The following is a 17,083-nucleotide window of genomic DNA, read 5'->3' as shown; positions in this document are numbered from 1 at the left end:
GAAGGGGCGTTCAGGAATCCGGTGAGCGCAGCACCCGCAGATGGCCGCGGCGCGCGACCTCCATCGGGTCCGCCCTGCGGGCGCCGCCGCCCGCCTCAGCGGCGCGCTCCTGCGGGCGGGCCGCCTCCCGCACGGCGTTGGCGAGCGCTTCGAGGTCGTCACCGCTGGGGCGGGCTGGACCGGAGGCGTCGGCGAGGCGGACGACCTCCCAGCCGCGGGGCGCGGTGAGGCGCTCGGAGTGCTCGGCACACAGGTCGTAGCAGTGGGGTTCGGCGTAAGTGGCGAGGGGGCCGAGGACCGCGGTCGAGTCGGCGTAGACGTACGTCAGCGTCGCGACGGCGGGACGGCCGCAAGCGGTGCGCGAACAGCGACGTACAGGGCTCACGATGTTGGACGGTACCGCACTCTTGAGCGGGCCGCGACGACTCTCCGCGAGGTCACCCCACCGTGTCGTGCTGTGATCCCCGCCACGGCGCGCTCCCACGGCGCCTCGCTGACCTGCGGTGACACAAGGGGCCTGGGTGACCAGTGGTGTTGAATCCGGTCACCACTAGGCGCAAATCCCGTCATTCATCGCGAGATCGACGGTCCTGGAGAGATACGGAATCGGGCCCAACCCTGGCCGGAATGGTCATCGGGCGACATGCCGCGCGCCGGACAGAAGCCGTACGGAAGCGGTACGGAAGCCGTACGGAAGCGGTACGGAAGCCAAGTGGAAAGCAGTACGGAAGCCCGGTGGAAGCTGTGCGGAAACGGCGATCTCGAGGACTACTCTTCGTCAGTGATGGACGACCCCGTACAGCCCCGCACCGCAGACCCGAGGCCCCGCCGCCGCGACCGCCACGGCAGGGGCATGCGCGGCCCCGTGGCGCCTCCCCAGGTGCCGCTGTCCGCCAGCCGCGCCGAGGTCTTCACCGACCTGGTGCAGGACTCCGTGGAGCGGCTGGAGCGGCGATGGCCGCAGCTGAGCGAGATCGACTTCCTGGTGCTCGAGGTTCCCGCGCTGGGGCGGGGCGGGGGCACCGGCGAGGACGACTGGAGCGATGACGTCGTGCCGCTGGGAGGCACGATCGAGGCTTCCGCCGACCGTCCCGCCCGGGTGGTCGTCTACCGGCGTCCGGTGGAGATCCGGACCAAGGGGCGGGACGAGCGGGCCGCGCTCGTGCACGAGGTGGTGGTCGAGCAGGTCGCCGAGCTCCTCGGACTCTCGCCGGAGTCGGTGGACCCGCGGTACGGGGAGGACTGAGGGCTCCCAGCCCTCGATCCCGCCCCGCCGCCCCTCCTGGCCCCGCCCGGCGGACCGTATAGGCCTTCCGGACCGTAAAGGCCTGCTTCCGGGCCGTTAAGGCCTACTTCTGCAGCACCTTCAGATTCTGTTCCGCCTCCGGCACCGACACCGTGCCCCTGTCGTCCGGCAGGGTCTGGATGGTGAACATCGGCACGCCGCCCTCGGGGTCCTCCAGCATGCGCGAGGCATAGACGGTGTCGCCCGAGCCCCCCGACACCGGCTCCACCGTGAGCGCGTACGTGCCCTTGAGGCCGCTCGGGACGGGGGCCTTGATCCCCAGGGTCGTGCCGCCCTTGACCGTGTACGTCTTGCTCGTCGACGAGCCGCCCTCGCTGCCCTCCGACGCCGTGACCTTCACCTTCCCGGTCTTGCCGGGGGCCACGAGCGACAGCGTGGAGCCCTTGGCGCGGTTGTCGGCCACCGTCGCGCGCGTGCCGATCGCGTTCGTGGCGGGGATGAACGCCGTCTCCTGGTCGGCGCCCTTGCCCCGGGTGACGCGCAGGGCCGCCACCACGGGTGACGCACCATCCGTCGGCGTCAGGACCAGCGAGCCCGCTTCACCCTTGGTGACGTCACCGAGGTCGACGGCGGTCGTCATGCCGGACTTGACGTGCAGGTTCGCGTGTCCGGCCGGGCTGATCGAGCCGCTCGGCGCGGCCAGTTGGACCTTCAGGTCGGCGTCGTCGGCGCCGGGCGCGAAGGCGACCAGGCGGACCGAGGTGGCGTCCTTGGGGATGCCGGGCAGGACCACACGGCTCGCCGGGTCGGCGGACGCGGGCAGCCAGTCGCCGCCGAGCTTGTCGTCCGATGACTGCACGGCTGCCGCGACCCGGCCGCTGCGCGCGCTCACGTGCATCGTGAGGTTGGTCTGCTCCTTGGGCGAGAGCGTCGACAGCAGGACCGGGACGCTGGAGTGCGGCTGGACCTGGATCGACTCCCCCACCTCGGTCTTGAGGGCGCCGTCCTTGCCGTACAGCTCGATGTCGACGACGGCAGCCGAGTCGTCCGGGTTGGTCAGGTGGACGTAGTCGCTGCGGTCCTTGGCGGTGCTCGCGCCCGGGAACCAGAAGTCCGTGTCGGGCGCCGTGCAGTTGGCGCCCTGGATGCCGCGGCCGCTGCCCACGGCGTACTTGGTGGTCTGCTGGACGGTCCATCCGGGGGCCAGCTTGCCGTCGGCGGTGCCGAGGAGCGCGGGTGACTCTCCCCCGGATTCCTCACCGGTGACGGGCTTGCCCGGTGCCTTCGAGGTCAGGAAGGGCTTGACGGCCTTCTTCTTGTCGTGTCCGCCGCCCTTCGGGGCGTCCGTCAACTCCTGTGTGGCGGGCAGCAGTTCCGCCTTGCCCGCCGCGCCCGAGGCCTCGCCCTCGGGCGTGAAAGCCGTGTACGACGTCTCGGCGAGGTCGGACCCGCTGGGCACCGGACAGAGCAGGCTGGTGCGCTCGACGGGCAGCCGCGCGGCCGCCTTCGCGCCGTCGTCGCCGCTGCCGTCGGGGGTGTTGGCCACGGCGAACCCGGTGACGGCGGCGAGCGCGGCCGCGGCGGCGATCAGGGACTGGGTCGTGCGGTTCACTGCTGGCTCCCGTCGGGGCGCTCACTGTCGGGGCGGTGCGGCGGCTGCGGAGGCAGGGGCGGCATCGGGGGCTGCTGCCCGTACGGGGCGTCGTACGACTGCCCGTACTGCTCGCCGCCGCCCTGTGCGCCTCCGTAGGCGTACGGGTCGTACTGGCCGCCCTGGTAGGGGTCCTGGTAAGCGGTCTGGTCGTAGGAACCGGCCGGGTACTGGGCGTCCTGGTACTGCTGTTCGCCCTGATAGGTGCCGTAGTCGGCGCCCTGGTGGACGGGGGCTTCCCACTCGCCGTACGACTGCGACTGCTGCTGGGGCACCGCCGCGTAGGCCCCTTCCTCCTCTGGAGGAGGCGGAGTACCGGCGTCATCCTGCCCGGCGCCTCCCTGGGCGGCCTCCTGTTCGGCCTGCGCGGCCCGCAGCCTGCGCGCCCTGCGCCCCTCCCCCTCGACGGGCTGCGCCGGGATGACGGGCTCGTCGGGGAGGTCGTCGTCCACGTGGCGGCGGCGTCCGGGAAGGGCGAGGACCACCAGGACCACGGCGAGCGCGCCCTGGACCCACAGCCATCCCGTGTGGCCCGCGGGCGTTTCGTGGGTGACGTCCAGGCGGCCGCCCGACGCGGGCAGGTCGAAGCCCTGCGCCCAGCCGTCCAGCGTGGTCCTGGTCAGCGGGCGGCCGTCCAGGGTCGCCGTCCAGCCCTCGTCGGCGGCGTCGGCGAGGCGCAGCGTGCGGCCCTCGTCGCCGGCTGGGATGTTCGTGTGCAGCTCCACGGGGCCCGCGGCGACCGGAAGGGGGTCACCGGACTCGGGGACGATCGCGGCGCGCGCGACCTGCCGGTCGACGCGCCACAGGGCGCTGCCGTCCTCCTGGCTGAGGCGGGTGAGACCGGGGGTGGAGTCCAGGGTGCGGCTCATCTGGCGGGGAGCGCCCTCGCGTACGAGGACGTAGCGCACGGCGAAGCCGCCGAGCTGGTCGGCCTGGTCGGCGCCGGAACCGGCGAGGAGCCGGGCGACGATCTTGTCCAGGCGCTCGTTCGAGCCGCCCGCTTCGGCGAGTTCGGCGTCACCGAGCCGCGCGCCCGAGCCGCGGACGAGCGTGTACGACACCTGGGCGGCCGACTCGCTGTCCAGGACGAGCGTGCGGGCCTGGTCCTGCGTGCCGCTCTCCTCGGCGACGAACGCGGGCACCTGCACCGGGTCGCGCCGCTCCAGGGGGCCGTCGGCGCCGCGGATCATCCACCCGGCGGCGACGAGCAGCGGCCCGGCGGCCGCCGCGAAGGCGATGAGGACGGCGACCGGCTGGCGCCACCCGAAGCTCTGCTCGGCGACACGCGTGCGTGCGCCGTCGGCACCGAGCGCGGCGGCGGCGAGGAGCGCGATGCCGTACCCGAGGGTCGCGGGACCCGCCCACGCCGAGCCGTTCGAGAGCGCGGCGAAGACGAGGGACACCAGCGCGACGATCCAGGCGGTGCGGACGGCGAGCTGCCGCTCGGTGCGAAGGAGCGCGGCCAGGGCGGCGAGCACGATGCCGATGAGCAGCAGACCGTCGACGGTCCCGGGACCACCGGGGCTGCCCCCGAGCAGGTCGAGCCCCGTCGCCGAGCCCGCGGCGAACTCCAGGCCCGCCTCACCGAAGAAGCCGAAGGGCAGCAGCGAGAGCGACCAGGGCGCGAGCATCAGGAGCGGGGTTCCGAGCGCGGCGATGAAGCGCAGTCCGTACGCCGTGATGTCGCCCCTGCGCACCACGAGGAGCGCGAGGCCGAGCACCAGGGCGATCGGCCACACGATCGGCGTGAAGGCGGTGGTGATCGTCAGGAGCAGGGCCAACGCCCAGCTGGCACGCCAGCTCCCGCGTGTCCCCTCCGGCAGGGTGAGGCCGCTCGCGGCGATGCCCGCGCGCGCCATGAGTGGCAGCAGGATCGCGAGGACGGCGGTGCCGATGCGCCCGCCCGCGAGCGCGCCCGTGGCGGCCGGCAGGAAGGCGTACGCGATCGAGGCCCAGGCGCGCAGCAGGCGGGACTCGACCAGCGGCCGTGAGGCGAAGTAGGCGGCGAAGCCGGCCAGCGGCACCGAGCCGACGAGGAGCACCGTGACCGCGAGGCCGGTGGACCCGAACAGCAGGGTGCTGAGCCCCGCGACGAGCGCGAGGTAGGGCGGCGCCGACTGTGTGCCGCCGGTACCGACCGGATGCCAGGCGTCGAGATAGCGCGCCCACAGGCCCGAGGAGTCGCCGGGGGCGGGCAGCAGCGCGCCGCCCGCGAGCGCACCGCTGCCGAGGAGTTCGCGGCAGGCGATGAGCGAGGCGAAGAGCAGCACTACGAAGAGCATCGGTCCCGGCTTGCGGGCCAGGCGCTTCAGGCGGGCGAACTGCTCGACCTGGAGGAAGTCCGCGTCGTCTCCGCCGGGGCCGGACTCGACGGCTCCGTGCCGTCCCGCGCCGGTGACGGCCTCGGGGTCGGAGCGGCCGACGACATTGCCGGCGACCTGTTCGAGGGTGGCGCGCACGGTGGCGCCCGGCGGCGGGAAGAGCGGCCGCATCTCGGCCGGTTCGAGCGCCGGCCTGCCGCGCAGCTTGCGGGCGGCGGCGATCCGTCCGGGCCGCAGCAGTGTCCCCAGGAGACCGGCGACTTCGTCGACCGCCTGGCCCGGGACCTTGCCGACCAGATACGCGACGGTGCGCAGCAGGGTGCCCACCACGAGCCGCAGGAGCACCCAGGGCAGCACGGCCGTACGGGCGTTGACGAGCAGGGTGTAGGCGGCGCCCGCCTTGTCCACGCGGTGCGGCGAGACACCCTGCCGCGCGAAGCGCGTCCTTGAGGGGCGGCGGTCGGGCGAGGGGCTGGCCGTACGCCCGACGCAGTCGACGGTGCGGCGCTCGCGCGAGGATGCCTCGGCGTGCCGCACGACGGCTTCGGGGGCGATGAGGACGCGGTGCCCCGCGTTCTGGGCACGCCAGCACAGGTCGACGTCGTCCCGCATGAGCGGCAGGCGCCGGTCGAAGCCGCCCAGTTCGTCGAAGACCTCACGCCGGATCAGCATGCCGGCGGTGGACACCGCGAGAACGGGCCGTACGTGGTCGTGCTGGCCCTGGTCCTGTTCGCGCCGGTCGATGCCGGTCCAGCGGCGTCCGCTGTTGGCGATGGAGACGCCGACTTCCAGGAGCTGGCGGCGGTCGTACCAGCCGCGCAGCTTGGGGCCGACGATCGCGACGTCCTTGCCGACCTCGCGTTCGTTCTCCACGACGCGGAGCAGTTCGGCGAGGGCGCCGGGCTCGGGCGCGCAGTCGTCGTGCAGCAGCCACAGCCACTGTTCGGGCTCGCCGTGCGGCAGTTCGGGGAGTTCGTAGGCCTCGTCGCGCCAGGTCCGGCTGACCGGGTCCCAGCCGCTGGGGCGTTTCAGATAGGGCAGCTCTTCCGGGGTCAGCACGCCGGCGGTGCGGTTCGCCTCGTCGACGGCGGTGCCGAAGCCGGAGCGCCGGGCCAGGTGCAGGACGCGGTCGGGGCCGAGTGCCTCGGTGACCAGGCGGGCGGAGTCGTCCGCGCTACCGGTGTCCGCGGCCACGGCGTTCTGCACCGGGCGCTCCTGGCCGAGCAGGCCGGCGAGGGCGTCGGGCAGCCAGCGGGCGCCGTCGTGGGAGACGATCACGGCGGTGACGACGTGCCGCGGGAACTCAGGGGCGGCAGCGGCGTCGTGGTGACTGGCTGCCGAATGGCTGTGCACGGACATCGAGGTACGGGCCCCGGTTCGATGGACTGCGGTGGACGCCTGCGCTTCATGGGGGCGCCGGGGCGTCTCGGACGGGGCCCCACACTAACGGCTGGCATCACAACAGCCCGCCGCCTGTGGATATCCCACGGGCGACGGGCTGTTCCTTACGTAGGGGTGTGTGGCGTTTGGTCGGGCGAACCAGCCGGTGTTCAGACGGCGGCCTTCTTCAGACGGCGGCGTTCCCGCTCCGAAAGGCCGCCCCAGATACCGAACCGCTCGTCGTTCGCCAGTGCGTACTCAAGGCATTCCGAGCGAACCTCACACGCGAGACAGACCTTCTTGGCCTCTCGCGTCGAGCCGCCCTTCTCGGGGAAGAAGGACTCGGGATCGGTCTGGGCGCACAGCGCGCGCTCCTGCCAGCCGAGTTCCTCGTCCGCGTCCTCGACCAGCAGTTCCTGAACCAGCTCGGTCATGTGCGCCCCTCGTCTGTCTGTGCGTCCCCGTGGTGCTTGCCGTTACCGATTTCGGCTGAACGACACGAGTGAAATTACAAGTGTGCCGATCCGGGCCAGTCAAGCCGAGATCTGCTATTGGGCCCCTTATTCACCCTGCGGAACCAAGGTAATGCGGAAAGTGTTCAAATCGGCATAAACCATGACACTTGCCTGTGGCCCATCCCGAGGCACCCCGCGACCGCCTTCACCAGGGAAGGACGCCGCGGAGATCGATCCCGTTGCGACCGGTCCACCGAAGCGAAGGGGATCACATTCGGGTCACGGGAGCACGCCGGGGTTTACGCGCCGGTTGATGCGCCATGTGTCCGGTGCGCCCGGTGCACAAACCTTTCACCGCGGAGAACAACCGGATGAGGTGAAACATATCTCGCATAGCGGACATAGAGTTGACAGGGAAGGTGTGAGCCGCTGTTCTAGTGGGCATGCTCGCAAAATTGGCACTCTCGACGACCCGCACCAGCGGGCTCCTCGGTGCTGTCCACGCGCGCTGTCGCTGTTCCTGCTCCAGCTGTTGAGCCTTCCCGCTTCCAGCTGTTGAGCCCGCTCCGGCGCTTCATCGCCCGAGCCACCTCTGCTCCATCGCTTCACCCCTCCCTCGCGACACCCCAGCACTCACGTTGAGGAACCACCGCACCATGAACAGCGACAGCGACCTCCAGATCGCCGGCGACATCCTCGAAGTCCCGCACCTCCTGCAGCCCGCTCGCGAGCACCCGGCCACCGTGGCCGAGTTCGTCGGCCTGGCCCGCACCATCGCGGCCGACCGCGCGCAGTGGGCCCACCTCGTCGCATACGACGCGACAAGCCGCTGGTACCACCGCCTGCGCACAGGGCCGGGATACGAGGTGTGGCTGCTCTCCTGGGTACCGGGACAGGGCAGCGGACGGCACGACCACGGCCGTTCCTCCGGCGTACTCACGGTCCTGGAGGGCGAACTGACGGAGCGTACGGAGCGCGGACAGCGCGCGCTCGGCGCCGGGGCCCAACGCGTGTTCGCGCCCGGGTACGTCCACGACGTCGTCAACGACGCCCTGGAACCGGCCGTCAGCCTGCACATCTACTACCCCGGCCTGACCGAGATGCCGATGCACGCGGCGCGGTGCGGCGAGCGGGCCACCGCCGCGGCGGCCGGAGATGTCGTAACCGCCTGACGCGTTGTCGTACCTGCCTGACATGCTTGGCCCCATGCGCATTGTGGTCCTGGCCGGCGGTATCGGCGGCGCCCGTTTCCTCCGCGGGCTCAAGAAAGCCGCGCCTGACGCGGACATCACCGTCATCGGCAACACCGGTGACGACATCCACCTGTTCGGGCTCAAGGTCTGCCCCGACCTCGACACCGTGATGTACACCCTCGGCGGCGGCATCAACGAGAACCAGGGCTGGGGACGTACGGACGAGACGTTCAAGGTCAAGGAAGAGCTCGCGGCGTACGGCGTCGGGCCCGAGTGGTTCGGGCTCGGCGACCGGGACTTCGCCACGCACATCGTGCGGACGCAGATGATGGCCGCCGGATTCCCGCTCAGCGCGGTGACGGAAGCCCTGTGCGAGCGGTGGCAGCCCGGTGTGCGGCTCATCCCGATGTCGGACGACCGCGTCGAGACGCATGTCGCCGTCACGGTCGACGGCGAGCAGAAGGCCGTGCACTTCCAGGAGTACTGGGTACGCCTTCGGGCGTCCGTGGACGCGCACGCCGTCGTGCCGGTCGGGGCGGACCAGGCGAAGCCCGCGCCCGGCGTCCTGGAGGCGATCGCCGACGCGGACGTCGTGCTCTTCCCGCCGTCCAACCCCGTGGTGAGCGTCGGGACGATCCTGGCCGTGCCGGGGATCCGCGAGGCCATCGCCGACGCGGGCGTGCCCGTCGTCGGGCTCTCCCCCATCGTCGGGGACGCGCCCGTGCGAGGCATGGCCGACAAGGTGCTCGCCGCGGTGGGCGTGGAGTCGACGGCCGCCGCGGTCGCAGAGCACTACGGGAGCGGGCTGCTCGACGGATGGCTCGTCGACACCGTGGACGCCGGAGTCGTGGAGCGGGTCGAGTCGGCGGGCGTCCAGTGCCGGGCGATCCCGCTGATGATGAGTGGCATCGACGCGACCGCCGAGATGGCGCGTGCGGCGCTCGCCCTCGCGGAGGAGGTGCGGGCGTGAGCTCCCTGGAAGCCGGCGCCGGGGCTCCGCCGTCGTTTCGGGTGTGGGCCGTGCCCGGCCTGCCCGAGGTGCGGCAAGGGGACGACCTCGCCAAGCTGATCGCCGCGGCGGAGCCGGGGCTCGTCGACGGGGACGTCCTCCTTGTCACCTCGAAGATCGTCAGCAAGGCGGAGGGGCGGATCGTCGAGGCGAGCGACCGCGAGGCGGCCATCGACTCCGAGACCGTGCGGGTCGTGGCGCGGCGCGGGACCCTGCGCATCGTCGAGAACCGCCAGGGTCTGGTGATGGCCGCGGCCGGTGTCGACGCCTCCAACACGCCTGCAGGGACCGTGCTGTTGCTGCCCGAGGACGCCGACGCCTCGGCGCGCGCGGTGCGGGAGGGGCTGCGGGACGCCTTGGGCGTGGACGTCGGCGTGGTGGTCACGGACACCTTCGGGCGTCCCTGGCGCAACGGCCTGACGGACGTCGCCATCGGGGCGGCCGGCGTGCGGGTCCTCGACGACCTGCGGGGCGGGTTCGACGCGTACGGCAATCCGCTGAGCGCGACGGTCGTCGCCACCGCGGACGAGCTGGCCGCCGCGGGCGATCTGGTCAAGGGGAAGGCCGGAGGGCTGCCGGTCGCGGTGGTCCGCGGGCTTCCGCACGTCGTCGGGGAGAGCGGTGGGTCTGATGCAGGGGCCCGGGTCATGGTGCGCGACTCCCGTGACGACATGTTCCGGCTCGGGACGTCCGAGGCCGTGCGGGAAGCGGTGACGCAGCGGCGGACCGTGCGGGAGTTCACGGACGAGCCGGTGGACCCCGGGGCGGTGCGGCGTGCGGTGGCGGCCGCGGTGACCGCGCCCGCGCCGCATCACACCACGCCGTGGCGGTTCGTCCTGCTCGAGTCCGAGGACTCGCGGGTGCGGCTGCTCGACGCGATGCGGGACGCGTGGGTCGCGGACCTCGAGGGGGACGGGAAGTCTCCGGAGTCCGTTGCCAAGCGGGTGCGGCGGGGGGATGTGCTGCGCAGGGCGCCCTATCTGGTGGTGCCCTGCCTCGTCATGGACGGCTCTCACACGTACGGGGACGAGCGGCGGGACGTGGCCGAGCGGGAGATGTTCGTGGTCGCGGCCGGGGCCGGGGTGCAGAACTTCCTTGTCGCGCTCGCCGGTGAGCGTCTTGGGTCCGCGTGGGTCTCGTCGACGATGTTCTGCCGGGATGTCGTACGGGACGTTCTCGGGCTTCCGCGGTCGTGGGACCCGATGGGGGCTGTGGCTGTGGGTCATGCGGCGGTTGAGCCTGCGGCTCGGGCTGTGCGGGATGCGGGGGACTTCGTACGGGTGCTGTGACTCGCCCCTGGGCGTTGGGGGGAGCGGCGGCTGTGAGCTCCGCCTTCGACTGCGGGTCCGTGGGGGCTCGTCGCGCCGTTCCCCGCGCCCCTTACGGGGCCCGGCCTGCGCCGCACCCGCACCCCCGAAACAACCGCGACCTCGTCGTGGCTGCTCGCGCCGTTCCCCGCGCCCCTTACGGGGCCCGGCCTGCGCCGCTCCCGTGCCCGCTTACGGGGCCTTGCTCAGAGCAGGGCGATGTCCGTCTTTGGCATCTTTGGTTTTCTGCGGGCCGGTGTGTGGCCGCTCAGGAGGATCAGGCGGGCCGCTCGGTGGCGTTGGCCCTCGTAGGGGGCCAGGAGGCGCAGCATCTCCTCGTCGTCCGCCGTGCGGTCGCGTGCCAGCGCGTAGCCGACGATGCCCGGCAGGTGCAGGTCGCCCACCGTGACCGCGTCCGGGGCGCCGTTGCTGCGCTGGACCGTCTCCGCCGACGTCCACGGGCCGATGCCCGGGATCAGTTCCAGGCGGGCCTGGGCCTTGAGGGGTTCCATCGCCGCCGCCTCCTCCAGGCGGGCGGCGACCCGTGCCGCCCGCAGGATCGTCGAAGCGCGCTTGTTGTCCACGCCCGCCTTGTGCCACTCCCAGGACGGGATCAGGGCCCAGGTCCTCGGGTCCGGCATCACGTGCATGCGCAGCTGGGCGGGGGCCTGGCCGGGAGCCGGTTCGCCGTACTTGCGGACCAGGAGGCGCCACGCGCGGTACGCCTCGTCCGTCGTGACCTTCTGTTCCAGGATCGACGGGATCAAGGACTCCAGGACCAGGCCCGTGCGGATCAGGCGGAGGCCCGGCCTGCGGTGCGCTGTCGCCGCGAGCAGGCGGTGGCGGGGGGTGAAGTCCTCCGGGGTATCCGACTCGCCGAGGAGGTCCGGGAGTTGGTCCAGGAGCCAGGCGGCTCCTGGACCCCATGCCTCCGCTTCCACCGTGTCGCCGCGCAGGGCTGCCCGGAGCGTGCCGGGGCCCTCGGGGGTGCGGCTCGCCCGCCAGGCCGAGCCGTCGGGGGTCACGCGGAACGTGGGGTCCGCGGGGCCCCTTCGCAGGGGGCCCACCGTCAGGCCCAGATTCAAGGGGTAGGGCGGGGTCCAGGTGCGGGTCTGCCCTGCCGTCGGGCGGCGCGGAACGCTCTGGGGCACGACCGTTTCGCCGCCGCGCACCGTGGTGCGGGTGGGGGCGGGGGTGGAGCGGGGGGCGAAGCGGGATGACATCTGTATGAGGGTAGGGGCTTTTTTGTCCCCTACCCCGCCCCTTCCCAGCTGTGACATTTGCGGCTCCGCCGCGGGCTGCTCCGGCGCAGGAGCCTGCTTACCGCATCACCGGCTCCGCCGCGTTCGTCCTCAAACGCCGGACGGGCTGATGATCACTGGTCCGACGAGAACCTGACCGACCCCGCCGGCAACCCCGCCCCGCACCACACCCGTACGCCTTCGCGCAGTTCGTTGTCGGCGCCGACGTCCGCGCCGTCGCCGATCACCGCGCCCGCAAGGACCGTGCGTGCGCCCACCCTCGCGCCGGCGCCGATGAGCGAGTCCGTGACGATCGCGTTCGGTTCGATGACCGCGCCCGCGAGGACCGTGCTGCCGTCCACCCGCGCGCCCTCGCCGATCACCGCATGCTCGCCGACCACCGTGCCGCCGGTGAGCTTCGCGTCGGGGGCGACCGTGGCGGTCGGCAGGACCAGGCGGTCGCCGCAGCGGCCGGGGATCGCGGGGGACGGGGCGCGGCCGAGGACCAGGTCGGCGGAGCCGCGTACGAAGGCCTGGGGCGTGCCCAGGTCCAGCCAGTACGTCGAGTCGACCATGCCCTGGAGGTGGGCTCCGGAGGCGAGCAGGTCGGGGAAGGTCTCGCGTTCGACGGAGACCGGGCGTCCTGCCGGGATCGTGTCGATGACCGAGCGGCGGAACACGTACGCGCCCGCGTTGATCTGGTCGGTGACGATTTCCTCGGGGGTCTGCGGCTTCTCCAGGAAGGCCTGCACCCGCCCCGTCCCGTCGGTCGGCACGAGGCCGTACGCGCGAGGGTCGTCGACCTTCGTGAGGTGCAAAGAGACGTCCGCTCCCGACTCCTCGTGTGTCGTGACCAGGGCGCGGATGTCCAGGCCGGTGAGGATGTCGCCGTTGAAGATCAGGACCGGCTCGTCGGGTCCTGAGCGCAGGCGCGATGCCACGTTGCGGATCGCGCCGCCCGTGCCGAGGGGCTCGGTCTCCGTGACGTACTCGATGTGGAGACCGAGCGCCGAGCCGTCCCCGAAGTACGGCTCGAAGACCTCGGCGAGGTAGGAGGTCGCCAGGACGATGTGCTCCACGCCTGCCGCGCGGGCCCGCGCCAGCTGGTGGGTGAGGAACGGGACGCCCGCCGCCGGAACCATCGGTTTGGGGGTGTGCACCGTGAGCGGACGCAGCCGTGTTCCCTTGCCGCCGACCAGGAGGATCGCTTCTGTCACCTGTCGTCTCTGCTTCCTGCTGGGGCCGGCCGAACTTGAGTCGCGGCCGGCCAGTGTATGCAGATGGCTTTGCAGATCGTGCAGTGCGCTGTGCGGGTCGTACGGTGTGCCTCGTGGTACCGGACCGGGCCTCAGCGGCCCTGGTGACGGGCCGAGTCGGAACGGGCCTTGCCCAGCTTCTTGTACAGGCGAAGACCGGGGCACTCCGTGGCGAATCCGTCACGGTGCCCGGAGATCACGTTGAGCCGGACGTTGCTGCCTTTCTTGTACAGATTTCCTCCACCGGACCTCAGATATGTCTTTCCGCTCGGGTTCGCGCCGTGCAGGCCGAGCTTCCATGCCGTCAGCCGGGCGATGGCGCTCACGGCGGCGGAGGGCGGGTTGGTGGAGCCGAAGCTGCCGAGGACGGCGACCCCCGTGGTGTTGCTGTTGAAACCGAGAGTGTGGGCCCCGAGGACGGGCTTGGCCACACCTCCGGCACGTCCTTCGTAGATGTTTCCGCACTTGTCGACCGCGAAGTTGTAGCCGATGTCACGCCAGCCGCTGCTCTTGACGTGGAAGCGGTAGATGCTGCGCAGCAGGGAGGGCGCCTGTGAGCAGCGGTAGTTGTTGCCGGACGCGCTGTGGTGCACGAAGGCGGCCTTCACGGTCTTCGTGTAGCCGAAGTTCTTCTCGCGGATCTTCTCGTCCGCGCCCCAGCCCTTGCGCGTGATGATGCGCGGCCGGGGGCCGATGTAGGGCTTGACCTTCCCGGCGTCCTCCGGACCGCCGCGGGCCTCGACGAGGTCGGACTCCGTCTCCTCCTTGCTGAGCTCCGGGATGGCGTCGGCACCCATCGGGGCGAGGTCGGCGTTGACCGCGGAGGACGCGGCGGCCTCGGCGGTCAGGGCCGGGGACCTGGGACCTTCGGGCGCGGAACCCTGCGGCGGGGGCTCGGCTCCGGGGTCGACGAGTTCGAGCCGCAGGCCCTCCGGAAGGGCCTGCTCCGTGGGGGACTCCGCGGAGCCGCGGTGCTCCTTGCGGTGCTGCGCCACCTCGCCCCGTACGCGGATCTCGACGCCGTCCGAGTTACCGACCCACAGGGGTGCCGTGGAGCCGCGGACCCTGCCCGAGGCCCGCTCCGGGTCGTCCGGGTCGGCGGCGTGCTCGTGGTTGTGGGTCTCCACGGGCTGCCAGCCGGACCAGGTGCTGGTGCCGCTCGCTCGCGTGCGGACCTGGACGCTGCCGTTCAGTTCGTCGTCCGGGTCGTCCCAGATGACGCCTACGAGGGAGAAGGGGCGGACCTCTCGCTGGAGCAGGCCCTGTTCACCGGCCACGCCGCCGGGCGAACGGTCGGAGCCGAGTGGAGAGAGCGGGAGTGACTGCGTGCTGCCGGGCACCGATTCCACCAAAGGCCCGGCAGGCGACTGAGGGGCCGGAGTCGCGGCGCGGGCACCGGACGACGGCAGGGTGAGGGGAAGGGCCAGGGCGGCCGCGCACGTGACGCCGATCGAGGAAGCTAGAAATCCACGCATACGACTGATAGTTGGCATAGCGGGACAATTCTGTCCATTGGGGAATTGACGGACCGTCGGTTCGTGTCCGCCGAACCGGTGGCCCGCGCTCCCCCGTCACGCCCCGGGGCAACGCGGCACGCGCGTACCCTTGCGCCCGTGAACGCCACCGACCGCACCCCTGCCGACCTGCTGCGATCCGCGCTCGCCGCGGACCCGGGCCGCCCGCTCATCACCTTCTACGACGACGCCACCGGCGAGCGCGTCGAATTGTCCGTGGCCACCTTCGCCAATTGGGTGGCCAAGACCGCCAATCTGCTCCAGGGCGATCTCGCCGCCGAGCCCGGTGACCGGCTCGCCCTGCTGCTGCCCGCGCACTGGCAGACGGCGGTCTGGCTGCTCGCCTGTTCGTCCGTCGGCGTCGTCGCGGACGTGGGCGGCGACCCGGCCGGCGCCGACCTCGTCGTCAGCGGGCCCGATGCGCTGGACGCGGCGCGTGCCTGCTCCGGGGAGCGGGTCGCGCTCGCGCTGCGGCCCCTCGGAGGGCGCTTCCCGCAGACCCCCGAGGGCTTCATGGACTACGCGGTCGAGGTGCCGAGCCAGGGCGACCGCTTCGCTCCGTACGCTCCCGTGGATCCGGAGGAGCCCGCCCTCGCGGTCGCCGGGGCCGGTGAGCTGACGGGTGCGGAGCTGGTGGAGCGGGCCCGCGACGACGCCTCCGGGCTGGGGCTCACGCCCGGCTCCCGGCTCCTTTCAGGGCTGCCGTACGAGACGTGGGAGGGTCTGAGCTCCGGTCTGTACGCCCCGCTGGCGGCCGGCGGCTCCGTGGTGCTCTGTCGCCACCTCGACCAGCTCGCCGACGGTGGGCTCGACAAGCGCGTCGAGGACGAACGCGTCACCACCACCGCCAAGTAGCGTCTCCCCCGGCAGCCCCGGCAGCCCCGGCAGCCCCCGACAGTCCCCCGTACGGCCCACACGAGCCCCTGGCCCGCAGGCCCCCGGCGTCACGCCGGTCCATGGTCGTAAGAGCGCACCATGCACCGACGTCGCTATGAGGGGTGGCCGTACACGTGTCCGACACCGCAGGCACGCCCGCCGGACCGGAGCACTCAGGTCCGGACGACGCCCAGCCTGAGCCGCCGGCCACGTACGCACCCGGCGCGGGCTCCAGCCCCACGGGCGTCGGCGTTGCGCGGCGCAGGCGGCGCTGGCTGCGCTGGACGGCCATGGGCGCCGCCGGGCTCGTCCTGGTGGCGGGGGGCGCCGGATGGGCGGTCTACAACAAGCTCGACGGCAACATCACCAAGGACACCGACGCCGCGGCGGAGCTGGCGCGCTACGAGAAGGAGCGGCCGACGGCGCTGGTGAACGGCGCGCAGAACATCCTGCTCGTCGGCTCCGACACCCGGGCGGGCCGGGGCAACAAGAAGTACGGCCGCGACCCCGGCACCCAGCGCTCGGACACCACGATCCTGCTGCACCTCGCGGCTGACCGGCACAGCGCGACCGCGGTGTCGATCCCGCGGGACGTGATGGTGGACATCCCCAGCTGCCGCAGGAGCGACGGTTCGCGGACGCGGGCCCAGTTCGCCCAGTTCAACTGGGCGTTCCAGTTCGGCGGGACGGCCTGCACCATCCGTACGGTCGAGAAGATGACGAAGATCCGCGTCGACCACCACATGGTCGTGGACTTCGCCGGGTTCAAGGACATGGTCGAGGCGGTCGACGGCGTAGAGGTCTGCCTGAAGAAGCCGATCAACGACAAGGACGCGCGTCTACGGCTTCCCGCGGGCCGGCACACCCTCAACGGCGAGCAGGCGCTCGGCTATGTGCGGGCCCGCAAGAGCATCGGCAACGGCAGCGACACCGAGCGGATGGACCGCCAGCAGCAGTTCCTCGCCGCGCTCGTCAACAAGGTGCAGAGCAATGACGTCCTGCTCAATCCGGCGAAGCTCTATCCGGTTCTCGACGCGGCCACTTCTTCGCTGACCACGGACCCGGCACTTGCGAATTTGCGTGGTTTGTACGAACTGGTGCGCGGCATGCGCAACATCCCCACAGAACAGGTGCAGTTCCTCACGGTGCCCCGGCGGTCGTATGTCTACGACGCCAATCGCGATGAACTCGTCGAGCCCGCGGCGGACGAACTCTTCACCCGACTCCGAACGGACGCACCCCTTCAAGTGACGCGCAAGGAGCCCGAAACCGCCCACCGCAACGAGCAGGCGGAAGGCTACGAGGACTCCGAGGACTACGAAGAGGACTACGGAAGCGACGAGAAGCCGGACGACCCTTCTCACACGCCGAGCCCGGCTCCCACTTTCCGCGGCAACACGGCCGCCGGAACGGCCTGCGAGTAAAGCCATCCTCAAGCGCAAGACCGCCTGCACAAAGAAATAGGGCGGATTGCCCAGTTGTAGGGGAGTGGAATTTGTCACCGGCGTCGTTCGACGCTGAACTGGGCGGATAGTGTGAGCGATCCGGTGCGCCGCCCCTTCGTGGCCGCGCACCGCTGGACGACTGACCGAGCGCCTTGTCTTGAGGGGGGAAAGGCGCCGCGTGGCCCCGAC

At 71.8% G+C, this 17,083-nt stretch carries 13 protein-coding genes; 6 read left to right on the top strand and 7 right to left on the bottom strand.

Going from position 1 to position 17,083, the window contains the following annotated elements:
- Nucleotides 1–10: 10 nt before the first annotated feature.
- Entirely contained in the window at nt 11–385 is a 375-nt protein-coding gene (locus ACZ5WE_RS34270) for a DUF3499 domain-containing protein (protein ID WP_030793262.1), read from the bottom strand.
- 399 nt (nt 386–784) lie between these two features.
- Between ACZ5WE_RS34270 and ACZ5WE_RS34265 the strand changes: the two genes are divergently transcribed.
- On the top strand, nt 785–1,246 hold the full coding sequence (locus ACZ5WE_RS34265) for a metallopeptidase family protein (RefSeq protein WP_467689252.1): 462 nt from the start codon (nt 785–787) through the stop codon (nt 1,244–1,246).
- Between the two features lie 103 nt (nt 1,247–1,349).
- Here the strand turns inward: ACZ5WE_RS34265 and ACZ5WE_RS34260 are convergent, their stop codons facing one another.
- The 3 genes from ACZ5WE_RS34260 to ACZ5WE_RS34250 all read right to left on the bottom strand — a co-directional run bounded on the left by ACZ5WE_RS34260 (nt 1,350) and on the right by ACZ5WE_RS34250 (nt 7,032).
- Complete coding sequence (locus ACZ5WE_RS34260) at nt 1,350–2,858, bottom strand: DUF5719 family protein (protein ID WP_467689253.1); 1,509 nt, start codon at nt 2,856–2,858, stop codon at nt 1,350–1,352.
- Complete coding sequence (locus ACZ5WE_RS34255) at nt 2,855–6,577, bottom strand: glycosyltransferase (protein WP_467689255.1); 3,723 nt, start codon at nt 6,575–6,577, stop codon at nt 2,855–2,857. Before ACZ5WE_RS34255 ends, ACZ5WE_RS34260 begins: the two co-directional genes overlap by 4 nt.
- A gap of 191 nt (nt 6,578–6,768) precedes the next feature.
- Nucleotides 6,769–7,032 carry a WhiB family transcriptional regulator gene (locus ACZ5WE_RS34250; protein ID WP_016642094.1) on the bottom strand — a complete coding sequence of 88 codons (264 nt, stop codon included), beginning with the start codon at nt 7,030–7,032 and terminating at the stop codon, nt 6,769–6,771.
- Nucleotides 7,033–7,709: 677 nt separating this feature from the next.
- Here ACZ5WE_RS34250 and ACZ5WE_RS34245 point away from each other — a divergent pair.
- The 3 genes from ACZ5WE_RS34245 to ACZ5WE_RS34235 are packed head-to-tail and all read left to right on the top strand — an operon-like array spanning nt 7,710 to nt 10,544.
- Nucleotides 7,710–8,225 carry a cysteine dioxygenase gene (locus tag ACZ5WE_RS34245; RefSeq protein ID WP_467689257.1) on the top strand — a complete coding sequence of 172 codons (516 nt, stop codon included), beginning with the start codon at nt 7,710–7,712 and terminating at the stop codon, nt 8,223–8,225.
- Between the two features lie 34 nt (nt 8,226–8,259).
- Nucleotides 8,260–9,216 carry a 2-phospho-L-lactate transferase gene (gene cofD / locus ACZ5WE_RS34240; RefSeq protein WP_467689259.1) on the top strand — a complete coding sequence of 319 codons (957 nt, stop codon included), beginning with the start codon at nt 8,260–8,262 and terminating at the stop codon, nt 9,214–9,216.
- A complete protein-coding gene (locus ACZ5WE_RS34235) occupies nt 9,213–10,544 on the top strand; it encodes a coenzyme F420-0:L-glutamate ligase (RefSeq protein ID WP_467689261.1) in 1,332 nt (443 codons plus the stop codon). Before cofD ends, ACZ5WE_RS34235 begins: the two co-directional genes overlap by 4 nt.
- Before the next feature lie 224 nt (nt 10,545–10,768).
- On the opposite strand, the gene ACZ5WE_RS34230 is transcribed toward ACZ5WE_RS34235, so the two are convergent.
- The 3 genes from ACZ5WE_RS34230 to ACZ5WE_RS34220 all read right to left on the bottom strand — a co-directional run bounded on the left by ACZ5WE_RS34230 (nt 10,769) and on the right by ACZ5WE_RS34220 (nt 14,534).
- Complete coding sequence (locus tag ACZ5WE_RS34230; RefSeq protein ID WP_467689263.1) at nt 10,769–11,785, bottom strand: DNA-3-methyladenine glycosylase family protein; 1,017 nt, start codon at nt 11,783–11,785, stop codon at nt 10,769–10,771.
- 152 nt (nt 11,786–11,937) lie between these two features.
- Nucleotides 11,938–13,020: a mannose-1-phosphate guanylyltransferase gene (gene manB / locus ACZ5WE_RS34225; RefSeq protein ID WP_467689265.1), complete on the bottom strand. Its 1,083-nt coding sequence runs from the start codon at nt 13,018–13,020 to the stop codon at nt 11,938–11,940.
- 131 nt (nt 13,021–13,151) lie between these two features.
- Nucleotides 13,152–14,534: a peptidoglycan recognition protein family protein gene (locus ACZ5WE_RS34220; RefSeq protein ID WP_467689267.1), complete on the bottom strand. Its 1,383-nt coding sequence runs from the start codon at nt 14,532–14,534 to the stop codon at nt 13,152–13,154.
- A 138-nt stretch (nt 14,535–14,672) separates the two neighbouring features.
- Between ACZ5WE_RS34220 and ACZ5WE_RS34215 the strand changes: the two genes are divergently transcribed.
- Complete coding sequence (locus ACZ5WE_RS34215) at nt 14,673–15,428, top strand: TIGR03089 family protein (protein ID WP_467689269.1); 756 nt, start codon at nt 14,673–14,675, stop codon at nt 15,426–15,428.
- A 155-nt stretch (nt 15,429–15,583) separates the two neighbouring features.
- Complete coding sequence (locus ACZ5WE_RS34210) at nt 15,584–16,873, top strand: LCP family protein (RefSeq protein ID WP_467689270.1); 1,290 nt, start codon at nt 15,584–15,586, stop codon at nt 16,871–16,873.
- Nucleotides 16,874–17,083 lie beyond the last annotated feature (210 nt).

The sequence above is a fragment of the Streptomyces sp. NPDC033180 genome (assembly GCF_055577645.1).
The sequence above is the reverse complement of the archived record's forward strand: the minus strand, read 5'-3'. Positions and strand labels throughout refer to the sequence as shown.

What these genes read in the sequence shown, in the direction of transcription:
- ACZ5WE_RS34265 (WP_467689252.1), top strand. Translation starts at nt 785, where the DNA reads ATGGACGACCCCGTACAGCCCCGCACCGCAGACCCGAGGCCCCGCCGC.
- ACZ5WE_RS34255 (WP_467689255.1), bottom strand. Translation starts at nt 6,577, where the DNA reads ATGTCCGTGCACAGCCATTCGGCAGCCAGTCACCACGACGCCGCTGCC.
- ACZ5WE_RS34250 (WP_016642094.1), bottom strand. Translation starts at nt 7,032, where the DNA reads ATGACCGAGCTGGTTCAGGAACTGCTGGTCGAGGACGCGGACGAGGAA.
- ACZ5WE_RS34245 (WP_467689257.1), top strand. Translation starts at nt 7,710, where the DNA reads ATGAACAGCGACAGCGACCTCCAGATCGCCGGCGACATCCTCGAAGTC.
- cofD (WP_467689259.1), top strand. Translation starts at nt 8,260, where the DNA reads ATGCGCATTGTGGTCCTGGCCGGCGGTATCGGCGGCGCCCGTTTCCTC.
- ACZ5WE_RS34230 (WP_467689263.1), bottom strand. Translation starts at nt 11,785, where the DNA reads ATGTCATCCCGCTTCGCCCCCCGCTCCACCCCCGCCCCCACCCGCACC.
- ACZ5WE_RS34220 (WP_467689267.1), bottom strand. Translation starts at nt 14,534, where the DNA reads ATGCGTGGATTTCTAGCTTCCTCGATCGGCGTCACGTGCGCGGCCGCC.